An 18,949-nucleotide genomic window follows, 5' to 3' on the forward strand; every position below is an offset into this window, starting at 1 on the left:
TCAGGCCTCGATGGCCAGCGTCTGGGTCAACGCGGGGATGGTATCGGCGATCAGGCGGTTCTGCTCCTGCAACACGCCGATGAAGCTGCCCAGCGAAATGGGCCGGTGGTACAGATAACCCTGCATCGTGGTACAGCCCTTGTCCTGCAAATAGCGCGCCTGACCTTCCGTTTCCACGCCCTCGGCGATCAGGTGCAGGCCCAGTCCGCGCGCAATCGAGATGATGGCCAGGATGACGGGATAGTGTCCGTGCTCGTCGTGGATTTCCTTCACAAACGACTGGTCGATCTTGATGGTGTGAATGGGGAAGCGGTGCAGGTACGACAGCGAGGAATAACCGGTGCCGAAATCGTCGATGGCGACCGACACGCCCAGCTGGCACAGCTTGTTCAGCTGCTCGATTGCATACTGCGGGTTGCGGATGCAGATGTTTTCCGTGATCTCCACTTCGATCTTTTCCGGCGCGATGCCATAGCGCGTCAGCGCGCCGCGCATCTTCTCGAAAAAGTCGCCCCGGTCCAGGTATTGCGGAGACAGATTGAGCGACAGACGTACGGCTTCGCCGCCGGCCGCGTTCCACTGCACCAGGTCGCGGCACAGGGCGCCCAGCATCCAGTCCGAGATCGGCAGCATCAAGCCGTTTTCCTCGGCGAACGGCAAAAATTCGCCGGCCGTCAGCAAGCCCCGCTGCGGGTGGTTCCAGCGCATCAACCCTTCGGCGCCGACGATGCGGCCCGTCATCACGTCCACCTGCGGCTGGTAATACATCTCCAGCTGGTTCAGCTCCAGCGCCTTGCGCAGACTTTGTTCGAGCGCGATCTTCTGGTGCGACACGTCGAGCATGGACTCGTGATAAAAACTGTGGCCGTTCTTGCCCAGCGCCTTGACCTGGTACATGGCGATGTCGGCGTGGCGCAGCAGTTCGTCGATGGTCTCGCCGTCACCCGGATAGATGGCGATGCCGATGGAGGCCGAAATATGCACCTGGTTGCCATCGAGGTCGAAGGGCTGGTGCAGGCATTCAAGGAATTTGTCGGCGATCAGGCGCGCATCCTGGCGGTCGCGCAGTTCCGGCAGAACGATGGTAAATTCATCGCCGCCCTGGCGCGCCAGGGTATCGCCGCGGCGCAGGCAATCCTTCAGGCGCAGCGCCACCTGCTGCAGCAACTCGTCACCCTTCACGTGGCCCAGGGTATCGTTGACCAGCTTGAAACGATCGAGGTCGATGAACATCACGGCCAGTTCCGTCAGCTTGCGCCGCGCCTGGATCACGGCCAGCCCCAGGCGGTCCTTGAACAGCATGCGGTTCGGCAGGTCCGTCAGGATATCGTGGTAGGCCTGGTAGGAGATGACTTCCTCGGCGCGCTTGCGGTCGGTGATGTCGCGCGCCACGCCGTAGGTGCCGAAGTATTCCTGCTTTTTCGCTTCGTGCTCGTGGCCGTGCATGCCGATCGAGTTGAGCGGAATCGTCATCAGGGTGTTGTTGAAGGTGCGGTCGCTGCCGCTGCCGCTGTGGCACTTCAGGCGCAGCTCCACGTTGCGCGAGGCGCGCTCGTCGATGCGGCGCTCATTGAAGGCATAGCGTGCCCGCTCCTGGTCCTCGTCGTGCACGAGGATCGAATAATGGCTGCCGATCAGCTCTTCGCGGCTAAAGCCCAGCAACTGGTGCACCCGGTCGTTGATGAAGGTGATGCGGCCTTCGTGGTTCAGCGTATAGATGATGTCGGGCGAACTGTCGACCAGGTAGCGGTACATCTTTTCCGAATTTTCCAGCTGCAGCGCGATGCGCTCGTTTTCCAGCGCCAGCTTGCGCTTCTGCAGCGCATTCTCCACCGTCTTGAGCAGCTCCTCGCGGCTGTACGGCTTGCGCAGGTAATCGTAGGCGCCACGCTTCAAGGCGCCGATGGCCGCCTCGATGCCGACATCGCCGCTCATGACGATCACGTCACCCTCGATGCCGCGGCGGTTGATGTGGTCCATGATTTCATGGCCGCTCATGTCGGGCAGGCGCAAGTCCAGCAGGATCAGGTCGAAGCGCAGTTTCGACAACTGCGCCAGCGCCTCGCTGCCGCAGGTGGCCGTGTACAGCTGGTAGCCGCGGTCTTTCAGCAATTCGTGGAGGGAGGCGAGCAGGCGGGGCTCGTCGTCGACCAGCAGGATGCGCGGGCTGTTTTCCAGGTCAAACGGAATGGCGGAGGAGTTCATGGACATTACGAAGACAAGGCGGTATTGCCGGGCGCGGGCAGCGCCGCTGCGGCGCTCGCCGGCAAGGAAATGGGCAGCAGAATTTCAAACGAGGTGCCGGACTTGCTGCTGCGGCAGCCGATCACGCCATGCAGGCGGGTGACTAGGTCATGCACGATGGACAAGCCCAGGCCGTGATGCGCCCCTTCCTTGCTGCTGCGCACAGGGGAAAACAGATTGGCCAGCACTTCCGGCGCCAGGCCGGCGCCATTGTCGCTGACGCACAGTTCCAGGTACAAGCGACGGTCGCGGTTGACGTGGCCACGGTTCGCCACTTCGATGCGCCCGCCATCGGGCAAGGCTTCGACGGCGTTTTTCAGCAGGTTGAGCAGGATTTGCTTGAGCATGTCGGCATCGGCCTCCACTTCGCATGGCGCATCCTGCATGCGCGTGACCACCTCGATCTTCGGCGGCAGGAAATCGGTGGCGCGGAACAGGCGCAGCACATCGTCGACCACGCGCGCGCAATCGGTCACGCCACTGGCCGCCACCGGCTGCAGATCGGCCAGGCTGCCGATCAACTGGCCGACCCTGTCGATTTCCTCGTTCAGGATCGACATCTCGCCCGTGACCGGCTCCTGCTTCTCCAGCTTGTGATCGAGCACGCTCAGGTAGTTCTTGATGATGGACAGCGGGTTATTCACTTCATGCACGACGCGACGCGACGCGGCGCGGTATTCCTCGGCCACGTGATCGAGCTGGCGCCGTGCCAGGCCGCGCGCGTTGATGGCCGTTTCCAGCGCCGTGGCGGCCTGGTTGGCATAGGCGCGCAGGAAACCTTCGCGCTTCTGGCACGCGGGAATCTGCCACGCCGCCACGCCGCCAATCAACACGCCCAGGCTGCGCTGGCCCGCCACGAGCGGCACGCAAACCAGGCTGTCGGTAGCGAGAATGCGGAACAGCTGCTCTTCGACGATGCCCAGCGCCGGCATGTCGCGCTTCAGGAACGCCAGTTGGCACTCCAGCGCCGAAGCGGCCAGTAGCCCGCCCTTGGCCAGCGGGATCGAGAAGCCGGCCAGGCGCTGCTGATGTTCGCCCGCTGCCACGCCGACGAGCGCATGGCCGGTGGGGTTTTGCAGCAGGATGACGGCGGTGTCGAAATCGAACAGGATGCGCGCCGAGCGCGTGATGGCTTCCAGCAGGCTGCTTTCTCCCTGCTGGCGGGAGAAGGTCTGACCCACTTCGGACACCAGCACCATATTGCGCACTTCATCGGACAGGCGCTGCTGCACCGGATCGACGGATGGCGGCGCATACGCGGGCGGTGTGGCGATATCGTCCGCGCCGGCCAGGTCGATGCCCAGGTGCTGCGCCGCCTGCGCCACCTGGCGCGCGACGCTGCCGGCCAGGTCTTGCAGTACCTCGTCATCCAGCGCGCACAGGCTTGCCGCCTGCGTGATCGATTCCGCATCGTCGGCGTGGCAGCACAGCAGGTGCGCCAGGCGCACGATGCGGATCAGGGGATGGCTCGCTTCCAGGCGCGCCAGCGGTTCGTGGTGATACAGCACGCTGTCGGCCAGGAAGGAATCGAGATGCCAGCGCTCGATCAGCCAGGCGCCCGCTTCGGCATGCGTGATCTGCAAGGTGCGCTGCTCCACCGCGCACAGGGCGGCATCGTCGCGCGCCGTGAAATTGAACGCGTATTCCTTCGGCGCCGTGGCCAGCAAGGCCAGGCGGCCCACGTTGTGCAGCAAGCCGGCCAGATACGCTTCCTCGACGTGCGGATAGGCCATGGCCTTGGCCAGCGCGCGCGCCATGACAGCGGCCGACAGCGAACTTTTCCAGAAGGCGCGCAGATCCGTGCTGCCGGAATGGGGAAAGCTGTTGAAGGTCTGGAAGACGGATTCGCTGATGACCAGGGTCTTGATCATGTCCGTGCCCAGCGACACGAGCGATTGCTCCAGGCTGACGACCTTGCCCTGGCGATGGTAGGCCGAGCTGTTGGCCACGCCGAGGATCTTGCTGGCCATGCCCGCATCCTTGGCGATCAGGGCCGCCAGCTCCGGCATGCCGGCATCGTCGGCCTGCAGGTGGGCGATCAGCTTGATGAGGATCTGCGGCATGGCCGGCAGGCGGGCAATCAGCAGGCGATTGCGAATATCTTGATCAGATTGATGCATCGTATCAGGCATTGCCGGTTCGAAAAGGATGAGCGCTTAGCAGCGAAGCGCGGCCACGTCAGAGGAATCCTCTACTCCTGTAACCCAAAAAATGTCGCCTGAGAGGATGCCGGGAAAAGAAGTCATCTTATCATAAGCGCCGAATATTACTTGCAATATAGAAAATTAAGTTGAAATAAATCTAGCGTTCTGCAGTGGAAACTTATGCCTTGAAGGAACCCAGCAAACGGTGACGGAAGCGCCGCGAGATCAGCCACAAGGCCAGCGCCAGGCCCGTAAACGCCAGTTGGCCCGACGCCAGCCACAGCACGGACCCGGACAGCAGCGGCGAGATCACGCCAGCCACCACGGCGCCCAGCAAGGTGCTGGCAAACGACTGGCACGAGGCCACCGTGCCGCGGATATGCGGGAACAGGTCGAGCGCCAGCAAGGTCGCGCCCGGCCCCACCAGCGACATGCCGAAGGTGTAGAAGAACAGGGGCAGCACCGACCAGGGCAGCGACGGCGGCAGGAACAGGTGGTACACGACATTGACGCTGGCGGCGCATAGCAGGAAGGCAAAGCCGATGCCGATCTGGCGCGCGAACGTGACCTTGCCGGCGATGCGGTTGGCCGCCAGGGCGCCCATGAAAATCCCGCTCACGCAGGGAATGAACAGCCAGGCGAATTGCGATGGCCCCAGGCCCAGCTGCTTGGGCAGCATTTCCGGCGCGGCCGTGATGAACAGGAACAGACCCGCGAAATTGAGGGCGACGATGCCGGCCTTGATGTGGAACAGGGGCGAGCGCAGGATCTGGCCATAGCTCGACGCCAGGAAGCGCGGATTGAAGGGCTGGCGCTTTTCCATCGGCAGGGTTTCAGGCAGGCGCCAGTAGCAGAACGCCAGCAGGATGACCGTGTAAAAGGCGAGGAACAGGAAAATCGAGCGCCAGTCGAACCAGATGACGATCCAGCCGCCAAGAATCGGTGCCACGGCCGGGGCGATGGAAAAGATCATCGTCACCAGCGACAGCAACCGCGCCGCCGCCGCATCGGCATACAGGTCGCGGATGATGGCGCGGCTGATCACCACGCCGGCGCCGGCCGAAACACCCTGCAGGATGCGGAAGAACCACAGATAGTGCACCGTGTGCGCCGAAGCGCAACCGAGCGAGCCGATGGCAAACATCAGCAGCGATACCAGCACCACGTTGCGCCGCCCAAAGGTGTCCGAGATCGCGCCATGCCATAGCACCATGCCGGCAAAGGCCAGCATGTAGAACGTCAGCGACTGCTGCACTTCCAGCGGCGACGCCTGCAGCGAACCCTGGATCGCGCCAAAGGCAGGCAGATAGGTGTCGATCGACAAAGGCCCCAGCATCGACAGGCCGGCCAGCATCATCGCCAACGCACCGCGGCTCAGCGGCGCCATGTGGCTCGGCGTGGGTGGAGGAACGGGGGTGACCGGGTCGGGCGGCACATCGGCCGGAGGGGTGGGAAACATGGCGGATCCAAAGTGGCGCGCGGACCAATTTCAGTCCGCGCGCGGGGTTACTGCATTTTTTAGCGCGTAAAACACCTGAGAAAACCGTAGCGAGCGGCCGCCAATTGTGGCCGAGAAGCGCAACCGTACAAAAGTACGGTAAGCATCGCAAGCCGCAAGTGGCAACGCGCAGTAGGTTTAATCAGATGTTTTTCGGTTTGGCTTCTTCTCTACGGTTGTACCCGGCGACCATATCAAAGCGGAACAGACGGCATTCCAGCGCACCGTTGAAGAAAGGCGTCTTGCGCGCTTCCTTCAAACGCAGCAGCTTGGGCAGACCCAGGTCGGCGGTGAACAGGAACACGGTCCAGCCGGCGAAACGCTGCTTCAGGGTCGTGCCCATGGCCGAATAGAACGACGTCGACAATTCATCTTCCGGGATGGTGCTGTCGCCGCGCACGCCGATACGCTCGCCGTACGGCGGGTTGGTCAGCATGATGCCCGGCACGTCGCTTGGCGGCTTGACTTCCTGCGCCTCGATCTGTTTCAAGGGCACGTCGAAGCGCACGCCGGCGCAACGCAGGTTATGACGCGTCATGGCGACCATGTCGCCCGAGATGTCGCTGCCGAAGATGGTCGGTTCTACCGGCAGCGGATTGACCTTGATGGCATTTTTCATGGCATTCCACGGCGCCGGATCGAAGTCATGGAAGTTTTCAAACGCGAACTGGCGCGAGGCGCCCGGCGGAATCCCCTGCAGCATCTGCGCCGCTTCGGCCAGGATGGTGCCGGAACCGCACATCGGGTCGAACAGCACCATGCCAGGCTTCCAGCCCGACACGCGCAGCAGGCCGGCGGCCAGGTTTTCGCGCAGCGGCGCGTCGCCCGTCTCTTCGCGCCAGCCGCGCTTGAACAAGGCTTCGCCCGAGGTGTCGAGGTACACGGTAAACGTATGCGCGTCGAGGAAACCGACGATGCGCATGTCCGGCGTCTTGGTATTGACCGATGGACGCTCGTTGAACTGGTCGCGGAAGCGGTCGCAGATCGCATCCTTGATTTTCAGAGTCGTAAACTCCAGGCTGCGCAGCGGCGATTTCACGGCCGTGACGTCGACGCGGATCGTGTGGTGCACGCCGAACCAGTCTTCCCAGGATTGCGCCAGGGTCAGGTCATAAATATCGTTTTCCGTCTTGTAGCCGGAATGGGCCATGCGCATCAGCACGCGCGAAGCGATGCGCGAATGCAGGTTGATGCGGTAGGAGTCCAGCAGGTCGCCCGAGCAGTGTACGCCGCCCGGCACCTGGTTGTGGACCTTCATGGTCGAACTATCCTGGGCGATCTCGCCCAATTCCTCGGCCAGCGCCGCTTCCATGCCGCGCGGGCATGGGCAAAAATATGAAGCCATGGTTGGTGTACCCTTATTCCATTGTGTTGAACGCCCGCTAAATTACAGGCGCTGCTTACTACGTTAAAAAATACGACGTTTAAAAAACTGCTTTTGCTTGACTACCCTGCCAGCGCCCGTTCGACAAAATCGAGGCGGTCCTGGCCCCAGTACCCTTCGCCATCGACGATGTACCACGGCGAGCCGAACACGGAAGCGGCGGTCGCTGCCTCCGTGTTGGCGTCGTATTCGGCCTGCACGCTGGCCGTTTCCGACGTTTTCAGCAACTGGCGGCCATCGAAACCGGCGTCGAGCGCGATCTGCACCAGGGTTTCCTCGTCGCCGATGTTGCGCTCTTCGGCCCACAGTCCGCGCATGATGGCGTGCGCCAGGTTCAGCGATGCCTCCACGCCGTGCGCCAGGCGCGTGGCGATGATCAGCTTGGCCGAAGCTTCCGGCGACACGGGGAAAAACTTGGGCTGCAAGGTCAGGGGAACTTGCAAAAAGGCCGACCAGCGCGCCAGTTCGGCCAGGCGATACGCCTGGCGCTGCGGTGCACGCTTGGCCAGCGGCAGGCCGCCCGAGACGCTGAAAACCTTGCCCAGGTCGAAGGGGCGCACGTCGATCTGCGCGCCCGTCCTCGCGGCGATCGCCATCAGGCGCGCGTGACCCAGGTAAGTCCATGGCGAGTGGGGGGCAAAGAAATACTGCACGACTTTGTTCTGGCTTGCACTCATCACGACTCCCTTAGAAAGGCTTGACCACGACCAGCACGACGACGGCCAGCAACATCAGCACCGGCACTTCATTAAACCAGCGGAACCAGGTGTGGCTGCGCTTGTTGAGACCTTTTTCAAACTTGCGCAGGATGGAACCGCAGGCGTGGTGGTAGCCGAGCAGCAGCACCACGAAGGTCAGCTTGGCGTGCATCCAGCCCGGCATCTTCATGCGTCCTTCGCCGCCGCCGTACAGCATCCACATCAACGCCAGCCCCAGCACCATCGCCGGCAGCGCCAGCAGGGACATGAAGCGGTACAGCTTGCGCGCCATCAGCAGCAGGCGCTCGGTGGCCACCGTTTCCGTCTCCATCGCCAGGTTCACGAAGATGCGCGGCAAATAAAACAGGCCGGCAAACCAGGACATGACGAAGATGATGTGGAAGGCTTTGGTCCAGAGAAAAAGCATGGGATTCCCAGTGTCAGAGAGCTACAGAAATGAGAGCACGGGCCGCCTTGTGAGCCGCCCGCGAAGACGTACTACCTACGATGCCTATTTGCGTACTTCGCCGTGGCCAAAGACCACGTACTTGAGCGAGGTCAGGCCTTCCAGTCCCACCGGACCACGCGCGTGCAGCTTGTCGTTTGAGATGCCGATCTCGGCGCCCAGGCCGTATTCGAAGCCGTCGGCAAAACGCGTCGACGCGTTCACCATCACCGAGGCGGAATCGACTTCGCGCAGGAAGCGCAGCGCATCGCTGTAGTCTTCCGTGATGATCGATTCCGTGTGCTTGGATGAATACTGGTTGATGTGATCCATCGCTTCGTCGATGCCGTCGACGACCTTCACCGACAGGATCGCCGCCAGGTATTCGGTGGACCAGTCTTCCTCGGTGGCAGCTACCAAGTGCGGATAAGCGGCGGCGGCCAGGATCGCATGGCTTTCCGGATCGGCGCGCAGTTCCACCTGCTTGGTCAGGTACAGTTCGGCCAGCTGCGGCAGCACGGTAGCGGCGACGGCGCGCGACACCAGCAGGGTTTCCATGGTGTTGCAGGTGCCGTAGCGGTGGCACTTCGCGTTGAAGCCGATATCGATCGCCTTCCGGATATCGGCCTTGGCGTCGATATAAACGTGGCAAATGCCATCGAGGTGCTTGATCATCGGCACGGTGGCCTCGGCCATCAGGCGCGCAATCAGGCCCTTGCCGCCGCGCGGCACGATGACGTCCACGTACTGCGGCATGGTGATCAGGGCGCCGACGGCGGCGCGGTCGGTGGTGTCGATGACTTGCACGGCATCGGCCGGCAAGCCTGCTCCCAGCAAGCCCTCCGCCACCAGCTTGGCCAGCGCGCGGTTGCAGTGAATCGCTTCCGAGCCGCCGCGCAAGATCGTCGCGTTGCCGCTCTTGATGCACAGGCCGGCCGCGTCCACCGTCACGTTCGGACGGGCTTCATAGATGATGCCGATGACGCCCAGCGGCACGCGCATCTGGCCCACCTGGATGCCCGTCGGGCGGAATTTCATGTTCGAGATTTCGCCGATCGGATCGGCCAGCGACACGATCTGCGTCAAGCCTTCGACCATGGTGGCAATGGCGGCATCGGATAGCGTCAGGCGGTCGAGCATGGCCGGCGCCAGGCCGGCGGCAGCAGCCGCATCGAGGTCGCGCTGGTTCGCCGCGCGCAGCAGGTCGGCATCGCGCACGATGGCGGCGGCGATCAGGCTCAAGGCGCGGTTGCGCGTGGCGCTGTCGGCACGCGCCATGGCGCGCGAGGCGGCGCGCGCGCGCGTGCCCACGTCCTGCATATATTCTGTGATGTCCATGCTCGTATCCATATAGTAAAAAACTAGCCTCGGGCGATCTTCAGGCCCAACTGCAGCATGGCATCCCAGGCATCGCCGGCGTAGCCCTTGGCGCGCAAGCCCTTGATCATCTTGTCCACTTGCGCCGCCTGCTGCAGCGCCGCTTCCAGCACAGGTAGTGAAATGCGCCGCAGGGCCGGTTCCATCATCCGCTCGCGCGGCCCCCAGATGCGGTATTCCTTCAGCAGCGCACCCAATGGACGCCCTTGCGCCATGCCCGCCTTCAATTTTAACAGCGTGCGGATTTCTTCGGAGACGGCCCACAAGACCAGCGGCAGCGCCTCGCCCTCGCCTTTCAAGCCCTCGAGCATGCGCACCAGGCGCGCCGGGTCGCCGGCCAGCATGGCTTCGGACAGCTTGAAGACATCATAGCGGGCCACGTTCAACACCGCGTCCTGCACTTGTTCGTACGTCAGCTTGCCCGCGGCATGCAGCAAGCCCAGTTTCTGGATTTCCTGGTGCGCCGCCAGCAAGTTACCTTCCACCCGTTCGGCGATGAAGTCGATGCTGGCCCGTTCTGCGCTTTGTCCCTGCGCGGCCAGGCGCTGGGATATCCAGGCCGGCAACTGCGCCCGTTCCACATTCGGAATGTCGATATACACGGCCGCCTGCTGCAGGCTGGCGACCCAGGCCGCCTTCTGCGTGGCCCAATCCAGCTTGGGCAAGGTGATCAGGGTCAGGTTGTCGGGACTGAGGTTTTTCGCGTAGCTTTGCAGCGCCGCGCCGCCATCCTTGCCCGGCTTGCCGGTGGGGATGCGCAGCTCGATCATTTTCTTGTCACCGAACAGCGACAGCTCCTGGTTCGCCGCCAGCAGTTCACCCCACTTGAAGCTGCGCTCCACCGTCAGCACGTCGCGCTCGGAGTAACCCTGCGCGCGCGCCGCTCGGCGGATCTTGTCGGCCGCTTCCAGCGCCAGCAGGTGTTCGTCGCTGGTGATCACATACAGCTGCGCCAGCGGCTTGGCCACATGCCCATCGAGCGCGTCTATCCGCAATTGCATGGCGTTCCCGTTACTGCTGCGGGGCTGCCGGCGCAACCGGCGTCACGGGCGCCACTGGCGCCACCGACATGGCCGGCAGCACCGGCTTGATGGCGGCCAGGCGGCGCATGATCTGCTGCACCAGGTCGTTGCGCATGTCGCGGTACAGCGCCGCTTCTTCCGTTTCCTTGGCCAGTACCTGCGAGTCGTCGAAGGTAATCGGACGCACCAGGCTGATGGTCGTCGGCGCCAGCAACTGGTTGCCGGCCTTGTCCACCACGCGGAAATTGATCGAATAGCCGAGTTGATACTCTTGTACCCGGCCATTTTTATTCAGCGACAAAATGGTCTTGGTCTGATTCCTCTCCGGGTCGCTGAGCACTTCAAGGACGGCGTCGGCGCCATCCCTGGTGTTCACCACTTCCGTACTGCCAATGGCGCGGATATAGCGCTTCAGGCCGATCGCCAGCGGAGACGTGTCGGGCAAGCCGATGTACATCGTCGCGAACGGCAGCATGAAACTGCCGTTCGAACCGCGCAAATGAAAGCCACAGGCCGACAATAGGACAGTCAGGCCCAAGGCCAGCACGGCGCGGCGGCCCAACAGCGATACGGAAGAGGAAATCGTCATGATTACACCACAATGCTGATTAACTTGCCTGGCACGACGATGATCTTCTTCGGCGTGGTCTCGACGTACTTCTGCACACTTTCGCACGCCAGCGCAGCCGCTTCGATGCTGGCCTTGTCCGCATCCTTGGACACCGTGATCGAGCCGCGCAGCTTGCCGTTCACCTGGATCATCATCTCGATTTCAGACTGTTCCAATGCGGCCGGGTCGACTTGCGGCCAGGCGACGTTGAGCAGGTCGCCGTGCACGCCAGCGTAGCCCAGTTCCTGCCACAGCACGTGAGTGATGTGCGGCGCGACGGGGTTGAGCAGGCGCAGGAAGATGGAGAAGCCTTCGGCGATCAGCGCCTTCGACTGCGCGCTATCATCCAGCTTGGCCGATTCCAGCGTGTTGAGCATCTTCATGCAGGCCGACACGACGGTGTTGTACTGGATGCGCTTCAAGTCGTAATCGGCTTGCTGCAGCAGCTTGTGCAATTCGCGGCGCAGGTTTTTCTGCGCGTCGCCCGTGGCCGGTGCGGCGCCGCCAGTCAGCGCGGCTTGAATCGTCGCCGACTGGGCATAGCCGAAGTTCCACACGCGGCGCAGGAAGCGGTTCGCGCCTTCGACGCCGCTGCCCGACCATTCCAGCGTCTGTTCCGGCGGCGAAGCGAACATGGTGAACAGACGGGCCGTGTCGGCGCCGTACTGCTCGATCTGCGCTTGCGGGTCGATGCCGTTGTTCTTCGACTTCGACATCTTTTCCGTGCCGCCGATTTCCACCGGCTGGCCATCGGCCACCAGAACGGCGCTTTGCGGACGGCCCTTGTCATCGAGCGACAGGCGCACATCGTCCGGGTTGAACCAGGTGGTCTTGCCCACCGCGTCCTTGCGATAATATGTTTCGTTGAGCACCATGCCTTGCGTCAGCAGGTTCACGAAAGGCTCGTCGAACTTGACCAGGCCGAAATCGCGCATGATCTTGGTCCAGAAGCGCGCGTACAGCAAGTGCATGACGGCGTGTTCGATGCCGCCGATGTACTGGTCCATCGGCATCCAGTAATCGTTGCGCGCGTCGACCATGGCGTCGTTCGAGCCTGGCGAGGTATAGCGCATGTAATACCACGACGAATCGACGAAGGTATCCATGGTGTCCGTCTCGCGGCGCGCCGGCTTGCCGCACTGCGGGCAGTCGCACTGCAGGAAGGCTTCATACTTGTTCAGCGGATTGCCCGTACCGTCCGGCACGCAGTCTTCCGGCAGCACCACCGGCAAGTCTTTTTCCGGCACCGGCACCACGCCGCAGTCGGCGCAGTGGATCATCGGGATCGGCGTGCCCCAGTAGCGCTGGCGCGAAATGCCCCAGTCGCGCAGGCGGAACGTGGTTTTCTTCTCGCCCAGGCCCAGTTCGGCCAGGTCGGCGGCCACCGCGTCGACGGCGGACGCGAAATGCAGGCCGTCGTATTTGCCGGAGGCGACGCAGACGCCGTCCTTGCTGCCGTACGATTCCTGCCAGGCGTCCGTCGAGAATTCCTGGCCCTTGACTTCGATGACTTGCTTGATCGGCAGATCGTATTTCTTGGCAAAGCCGAAATCGCGCTCGTCGTGCGCCGGCACGCCCATCACGGCGCCATCGCCGTAGGTGATCAGCACGTAGTTGCCGACCCACACTTCCACTTGCGCGCCCGTCAGCGGATGGGTGACGAACAGGCCGGTCGGCATGCCCTTCTTCTCCATCGTTGCCATGTCCGCCTCGATCACGGAACCGAGCTTGCATTCGGCGTTGAAGGAGGCCAGCGCAGGATTGCTTTGCGCGGCGTGGATGGCCAGCGGGTGCTCGGCGGCCACGGCGCAGAAGGTCACGCCCATGACGGTGTCCGGACGCGTGGTGAACACATACAGCTTGCCGTCGCCGATCAGGGCGCCGTTCGCGTCCTTGATCTCATGCGGGAAGGCGAAGCGCACGCCCGTCGACTTGCCGATCCAGTTGGTCTGCATGGTGCGCACGCGCTCGGGCCAGCCCGGCAGCTTGTCATCCACATACGCCAGCAATTCTTCCGCGTAATCGGTGATGCGCGCATAGTACATGGGGATTTCGCGCTTTTCGATCAGCGCGCCCGAACGCCAGCCGCGGCCGTCGACGACTTGTTCGTTGGCCAGCACGGTCTGGTCGATCGGGTCCCAGTTCACGGTACCGGTCTTCTTGTAGATGATGCCTTTTTCCAGCATCTTCAGGAACATCCACTGGTTCCATTTGTAGTATTCGGGCTTGCAGGCGGTCATTTCGCGCGACCAGTCGATGGCCAGGCCCATCGATTCCATCTGCTGCTTCATATGGGCGATGTTCGAATACGTCCATTGCGCGGGCGGCACGTTGTTGGCCATGGCCGCGTTTTCCGCCGGCATGCCGAACGCATCCCAGCCCATCGGCATGAGCACGTTGTAGCCATTCATGCGCAGGTAGCGGTACATCACGTCATTGATTGTATAGTTGCGCACGTGACCCATGTGCAGCTTGCCCGAAGGGTAAGGCAGCATCGAACAGGCAAAATACTTGCCTTTTGGGAAACGCGGGTCGTGTTCGACGGCTTTATAGGCGTCGATCGCCTTCCAGTGCGATTGGGCGGCTTGTTCGACGTCGGCGGGACTATATTTATCTTGCATAATGGATGTGCGACCAGCGTGGCCCGGCCAATAGTGGATATGAACCGAGCATTATACTGGTTGTCGCCGCCCGATAGCGCGGCGCGCCGGCGGCCCGGTCTCGCATATTTTGGCCGGCGCACAATTATGCTGTGTCATATGCCACAATCTTGTTCTTTGCATCAACGCCGGCCATGATCGTCTACCAGGAATATCCGCCCATCCCCGCCCTGCGGCCGTGGCTGGACTGCGTCTGGACGTGCCGCGTGCAGACGGGCGCCACGCCCCTGACGCACCAGGTCTTGCCCGACAATTGCATCGACATCCTGTGCCAGGATCAGCAGGACGCCAGCTTTGCCGTGGGCATGATGACGGCGCCGATTGCCGTCGTCAGCCGGGGTCTCGTGCAGACGGTGGCGGCCCGCTTCAAGCCGGGCGCGGCGGCGCGCTTTTTCCAGCTTCCCTTGTGCGAACTCAACGATGGCCGCACGGGCTTGCAGCAACTGTGGGGCCGCGAGCTGGCGGCGCGCCTGGGTGACGCGCTGTGGAGCGAGCCCTTGTCCAACGCGCAAAGAATTTCTATTTTGCAAGATTATCTGCTGCTGCGCCTGCGCACCGCGCCGCCACGGCGCCAGGCCGGCGCGGCCGAACATGCGATCGCGGCCATTGAGCGCGCATCCGGCCAGGTGCGCGTGGAGGGCCTGGCGCAGCAACTGGGCGTGTCGCGCCAGCACCTGGCGCTGCAATTTCGCCAGCAAGTCGGCATCAGCCCGAAGCTGTTTGCCCGCATCTGCCGTTTTCGCGCCGCCAGCCAGGGCCTGACAAGCCTGGTGGGACAGCCGGACTGGGCGCAAGTGGCCTTGCAATATGGTTATTTCGACCAGTCGCATTTGATCCACGACTTCCAGGATTTCGCCCGCAGCTCGCCCGAGGCGTGGCTGACGGGCCGGCGCGCATGAACACCTTCCATTTTTCCAATCGCGCGGCGCGCGCCGGTGGCATGATGGCGGCATGCATTTCAACCAACAGGAGCAGAACATGATCAAGGGCTTGCGCACCGTCACCTATCCCGTCCCCGACCTGGATCAGGCCAAGGCCTGGTACAGCCAGGTGTTCAATACCACGCCGTATTTCGACCAGCCGTTCTACGTGGGTTTTGCCATCGGCGGCTTCGAGCTGGGCCTGCTGCCGGGCGGCCAGCCTGGCACGCAGGGCAGCGTGACGTACTGGGGCGTGGACGGCATCGAGCAGGAAGTCGAGCGCATCATCAAGCTGGGCGGCACCCGGCACCACCCGATCACGGACGTGGGCGACGGCATCCGCACGGTGGAATTGCTCGACCCGTTCGGCAACCAGATCGGCCTGATCGACAATCCCCACTTCGATACGGCCAAGGTCGTTTAAGCGGCTTCGCCCTGCAGCCATGCGCGGAACTGCTGCAAAGCCAGCTTTTCATGCGCCGTTTCGGGCGTGATCAGGTAATACGCGCGCTGGCCCCGCAGTGGGCGCTCGCATGCGATCTGCAATTCGCCGCGCGCCAGTTCCGCCTCCACCAGCATGCGTGGCAGCAAGACCACGCCCTGCCCTTGCACGGCCGCCATGGCCAGCATGGAAAACAGTTCGTAGCGGGCGCCGTAGTGCGCCCCGTCGCGCCCCTCGCCCTCGACTTGCATGGCGTCAAACCACTGGCGCCAGGCGCCCGGGCGCGTACTTTGCTGCAACAAAGTCAATTCCAATAAATCCTGCGGCTGCCACTGGCTGCGCGCCGCCAGCAGGCGGGGGCTGGCGACGGGCACGATTTCTTCGTGCATGAGCAAGGTGGCGCGCGTGCCGGGCCAGCGCGCCAGCTGCTCGGGCGTGCCCGCGTACAGGGCGCCGTCGTATTCCGTATCGGCAAACATGAACGGTTTTGTATACGCGTCGATATGCACGACGATGTCCGGATGCAAGCCCGCCAGCGAAGACAGCCGCGGCATCAGCCAGCGCGTGGCAAACGTGGGCACGGAAGCGAGCTGCAAGGCGCCGCCGCCGCCCTGGCGCGCCATGGTGTCGAGCGTGTCGCGCTCCAGGCCATCGAGGCGGGCCGCGATCTGCCGCGCATACGCGGCGCCGGCACTGGTCAGCAGCACGCCATGGCGCGTGCGCTGGAACAGTTGCACGCCAAGAAAAGTTTCCAAGGAAGAAATCTGGCGCGACACGGCGCTTTGCGTCAGCGACAGTTCGCGCGCCGCGTGCGTGTAGCTTTGGTGCCGCGCAGCCGCCTCGAAGCAATTTAAAGCTTGCAGCATGGGAATTTTTCGCGACATGGCATCTCAAAGGAAGGAAAAGAAACGCCAGTATGCCGCAAGATATGCGTTATACGCATGTCTGGGTGCGAAAAAATCGTTTGCGCAAGGCTAGGCAAAAATCTACCATGAGTCATATTCAATCTTGCGCCGATCACCGGCGCTCACCTGCGAGGCCTGTGATGAGCAAAACCGTATTCGACTGGAATTCCCCCCTGCTGCTGGAAGAACAACTGACGGGCGACGAACGCGCCGTGCTGGAAGCGGCCCGCGACTATTGCCAGGGCAGCCTGGTGCCGCGCGTGCTCGAATCGTTCCGCCATGGCCGCACGGACGCAGCCATCTTCCGCGAAATGGGCGAACTGGGATTGCTGGGCACCACCATTCCAGAAGAATACGGCGGCGCCGGCCTGAACTATGTCTGCTACGGCCTGGCCGCGCGCGAAGTCGAACGCGTTGACTCCGGCTACCGCTCGATGATGAGCGTGCAATCGTCGCTGGTGATGGTGCCGATCAACGCTTTCGGCAACGAAGAAACCAAACAGAAATACCTGCCGAAACTGGCGACGGGCGAATACATCGGCTGCTTCGGCCTGACGGAACCGAACCACGGCTCCGACCCTGGCAGCATGGTCACGCGCGCGCGCAAGGTGCCGGGCGGCTATAGCCTGTCGGGCGCCAAGATGTGGATCACCAACAGCCCGATTGCCGACGTATTCGTCGTCTGGGCCAAGGACGATGAAGGCGCGATCCGGGGCTTCGTGCTGGAAAAAGGCTGGAAAGGCCTGTCGGCGCCGGAAATCCACGGCAAGGTCGGCTTGCGCACCAGCATCACCGGCGAAATCGTCATGGATGAAGTGTTTTGCCCTGAAGAAAATGCCTTCCCGGACGTGCGCGGCTTGAAAGGCCCGTTCACTTGCCTGAACAGCGCGCGCTACGGCATCGCCTGGGGCGCGCTGGGCGCGGCCGAAGACTGCTACCTGAAGGCCCGCCAGTACACGATGGACCGCCAGCAATTCGGCCGCCCTCTTGCTGCGAACCAGCTGGTACAAAAGAAACTGGCCGACATGTTGACGGAAATCACCATGGGCTTGCAAGGCTGTTTGCGCCTGGGCCGCATGAAGGATGAAGGCTCGCCCGCCGTGGAAATCACCTCCATCATGAAACGCAACAGCTGCGGCAAGGCGCTGGACATTGCCCGCATGGCGCGCGACATGATGGGCGGCAATGGCATTTCCGACGAGTTCGGCGTCATCCGCCACCTGGTCAACCTGGAAGTGGTCAACACCTATGAAGGCACGCACGATGTGCACGCGCTGATCATCGGCCGCGCCATCACCGGCATCGCCGCCTTCAGCAACTGATGGACGCCTTCGCTTCCACCTTGCGGCCCGCGCCGCTGACCGGCTTGCGCGTGCTCGACCTGTCGCGCGTGCTGGCCGGTCCATGGGCCGGGCAAATGCTGGCCGACCTGGGCGCCGACGTGGTCAAGGTCGAGCAGCCGGGCCGCGGCGACGATACGCGTTCTTGGGGGCCGCCGTATTTGAAAGACGAGGACGGCCGCGACACGGCCGAGGCCGCCTACTTCCAGTGCGCCAACCGCAACAAGCGCTCCCTGTGCATCGACCTGGCCGCCCCGGAAGGGCAAGCCCTGGTGCGCCGGCTGGCGGCCGAATCGGACGTGCTGCTGGAAAATTTCAAACTGGATGGCTTGAAGCAATACGGTCTGGACTCTGCCAGCTTGCTGGCACTTAATCCGCGCCTCGTCTACTGCTCGATTACCGGCTTCGGCCAGGATGGGCCGTACGCGGCGCGCGCCGGCTATGACTTCCTGATCCAGGGCATGGGCGGCTTGATGAGCATCACGGGCGTGCCCGACGGCCAGCCGGGCGCCGGGCCGCAAAAAGTGGGCGTGGCGCAGACGGACATCCTGACGGGCTTGTACGCCACCATCGCCGTGCAGGCGGCGCTGGCAGAACGGGAACGCTCGGGCCTGGGGCAGCATATCGACCTGGCCTTGCTGGACGTGCAAGTGGCGGCGCTCGGCAACCAGGCGGCCAATTATCTGTGCGGCGGTAAGGTACCCCAGCGCATGGGCAATGCGCATCCGAACATTGTTCCATATCAAGACTTTCCCACGGCCGATGGCGACATGATTCTGGCGATCGGCAACGATGGGCAATTCTCGCGCTTTTGCGCCGTCGCCGGCCATCCGGAATGGGCGCAGGATGAGCGCTTCGCCACCAACCCGCAGCGCGTGGCGCACCGGGCGATCCTGATCCCCTTGATGCGCCAGACTACCGTCATGCGCACGACGGCCGAATGGATCAGCGCCTTCGAGGCGCAAGCCGTGCCGTGCGGCCCCGTCAACCGCATCGACCAGGTGTTTGCCGACCCGCAAGTGGTGGCGCGGGGCTTGAAAGTGGAAATGCCGCATCCGACGGCGGGAACTGTGGCGCTGGTGGCCAATCCCGTGCGCCTATCGGCTTCGCCGGTGCAATACCGCTTGCCGCCGCCGCTGCTGGGGCAGCATACGGATGAGGTGCTGCAGCAATGGCTGGGCCTCGATGGCGGCCAGATCGACGGTTTGCGCGAACGCAAGGTCGTCTAAAGAAAAACGCCGGCCAGTGGCAACACTGTCC

The 18,949-nt window shown here is 63.0% G+C and carries 15 protein-coding genes; 4 read left to right on the forward strand and 11 right to left on the reverse strand.

Annotated elements, in window-relative coordinates; genetic code table 11:
• The 10 genes from BZG29_RS26750 to leuS form a co-directional block, all read right to left on the reverse strand.
• Positions 1–2,211 carry an EAL domain-containing protein gene (locus BZG29_RS26750; RefSeq protein ID WP_077408763.1) on the reverse strand — a complete coding sequence of 737 codons (2,211 nt, stop codon included), beginning with the start codon at positions 2,209–2,211 and terminating at the stop codon, positions 1–3.
• Positions 2,211–4,364 (reverse strand): HDOD domain-containing protein, encoded by a 2,154-nt coding sequence (locus BZG29_RS26755; protein WP_171985112.1) that lies wholly within the window; start codon positions 4,362–4,364, stop codon positions 2,211–2,213. The genes BZG29_RS26750 and BZG29_RS26755 overlap by 1 nt, the downstream gene beginning before the upstream one ends.
• 202 nt (positions 4,365–4,566) lie before the next feature.
• Positions 4,567–5,847, reverse strand: a complete 1,281-nt coding sequence (locus BZG29_RS26760; RefSeq protein ID WP_216350336.1) for a multidrug effflux MFS transporter — start codon at positions 5,845–5,847, stop codon at positions 4,567–4,569.
• 181 nt (positions 5,848–6,028) lie between these two features.
• Complete coding sequence (locus BZG29_RS26765) at positions 6,029–7,198, reverse strand: class I SAM-dependent RNA methyltransferase (RefSeq protein ID WP_077408766.1); 1,170 nt, start codon at positions 7,196–7,198, stop codon at positions 6,029–6,031.
• A 134-nt stretch (positions 7,199–7,332) separates the two neighbouring features.
• The gene (locus BZG29_RS26770) at positions 7,333–7,947 is read right to left on the reverse strand and encodes a 2-hydroxychromene-2-carboxylate isomerase (protein WP_077408767.1); all 615 of its coding nucleotides are present in this window, start codon (positions 7,945–7,947) and stop codon (positions 7,333–7,335) included.
• Between the two features lie 10 nt (positions 7,948–7,957).
• Complete coding sequence (locus BZG29_RS26775; RefSeq protein ID WP_076565768.1) at positions 7,958–8,395, reverse strand: CopD family protein; 438 nt, start codon at positions 8,393–8,395, stop codon at positions 7,958–7,960.
• 84 nt (positions 8,396–8,479) lie between these two features.
• A complete protein-coding gene (locus BZG29_RS26780) occupies positions 8,480–9,751 on the reverse strand; it encodes a glutamate-5-semialdehyde dehydrogenase (RefSeq protein WP_077408768.1) in 1,272 nt (423 codons plus the stop codon).
• A gap of 23 nt (positions 9,752–9,774) precedes the next feature.
• Complete coding sequence (holA, locus tag BZG29_RS26785; protein WP_034778765.1) at positions 9,775–10,791, reverse strand: DNA polymerase III subunit delta; 1,017 nt, start codon at positions 10,789–10,791, stop codon at positions 9,775–9,777.
• A 10-nt stretch (positions 10,792–10,801) separates the two neighbouring features.
• Positions 10,802–11,401, reverse strand: a complete 600-nt coding sequence (lptE, locus tag BZG29_RS26790) for an LPS assembly lipoprotein LptE (RefSeq protein WP_077408769.1) — start codon at positions 11,399–11,401, stop codon at positions 10,802–10,804.
• A gap of 2 nt (positions 11,402–11,403) precedes the next feature.
• Positions 11,404–14,043 (reverse strand): leucine--tRNA ligase, encoded by a 2,640-nt coding sequence (leuS, locus tag BZG29_RS26795; protein ID WP_077408770.1) that lies wholly within the window; start codon positions 14,041–14,043, stop codon positions 11,404–11,406.
• A gap of 149 nt (positions 14,044–14,192) precedes the next feature.
• Between leuS and BZG29_RS26800 the strand changes: the two genes are divergently transcribed.
• Positions 14,193–14,981, forward strand: a complete 789-nt coding sequence (locus tag BZG29_RS26800) for a DUF6597 domain-containing transcriptional factor (RefSeq protein ID WP_253192718.1) — start codon at positions 14,193–14,195, stop codon at positions 14,979–14,981.
• Between the two features lie 52 nt (positions 14,982–15,033).
• The gene (locus BZG29_RS26805; RefSeq protein WP_253192719.1) at positions 15,034–15,426 is read left to right on the forward strand and encodes a VOC family protein; all 393 of its coding nucleotides are present in this window, start codon (positions 15,034–15,036) and stop codon (positions 15,424–15,426) included.
• Here the strand turns inward: BZG29_RS26805 and BZG29_RS26810 are convergent.
• Positions 15,423–16,328 (reverse strand): LysR substrate-binding domain-containing protein, encoded by a 906-nt coding sequence (locus tag BZG29_RS26810; protein ID WP_171985113.1) that lies wholly within the window; start codon positions 16,326–16,328, stop codon positions 15,423–15,425. The genes BZG29_RS26805 and BZG29_RS26810 overlap by 4 nt on opposite strands.
• A 161-nt stretch (positions 16,329–16,489) precedes the next feature.
• On the opposite strand from BZG29_RS26810, the gene BZG29_RS26815 reads away from it, so the two are divergent.
• Positions 16,490–17,671: an acyl-CoA dehydrogenase gene (locus BZG29_RS26815; protein WP_077408772.1), complete on the forward strand. Its 1,182-nt coding sequence runs from the start codon at positions 16,490–16,492 to the stop codon at positions 17,669–17,671.
• A complete protein-coding gene (locus BZG29_RS26820) occupies positions 17,671–18,918 on the forward strand; it encodes a CaiB/BaiF CoA-transferase family protein (protein WP_077408773.1) in 1,248 nt (415 codons plus the stop codon). Before BZG29_RS26815 ends, BZG29_RS26820 begins: the two co-directional genes overlap by 1 nt.
• Positions 18,919–18,949 lie beyond the last annotated feature (31 nt).

Source organism: Janthinobacterium sp. LM6, from assembly GCF_002002885.1.
Taxonomy (GTDB): Bacteria; Pseudomonadota; Gammaproteobacteria; order Burkholderiales; family Burkholderiaceae_D; genus Janthinobacterium; species Janthinobacterium kumbetense.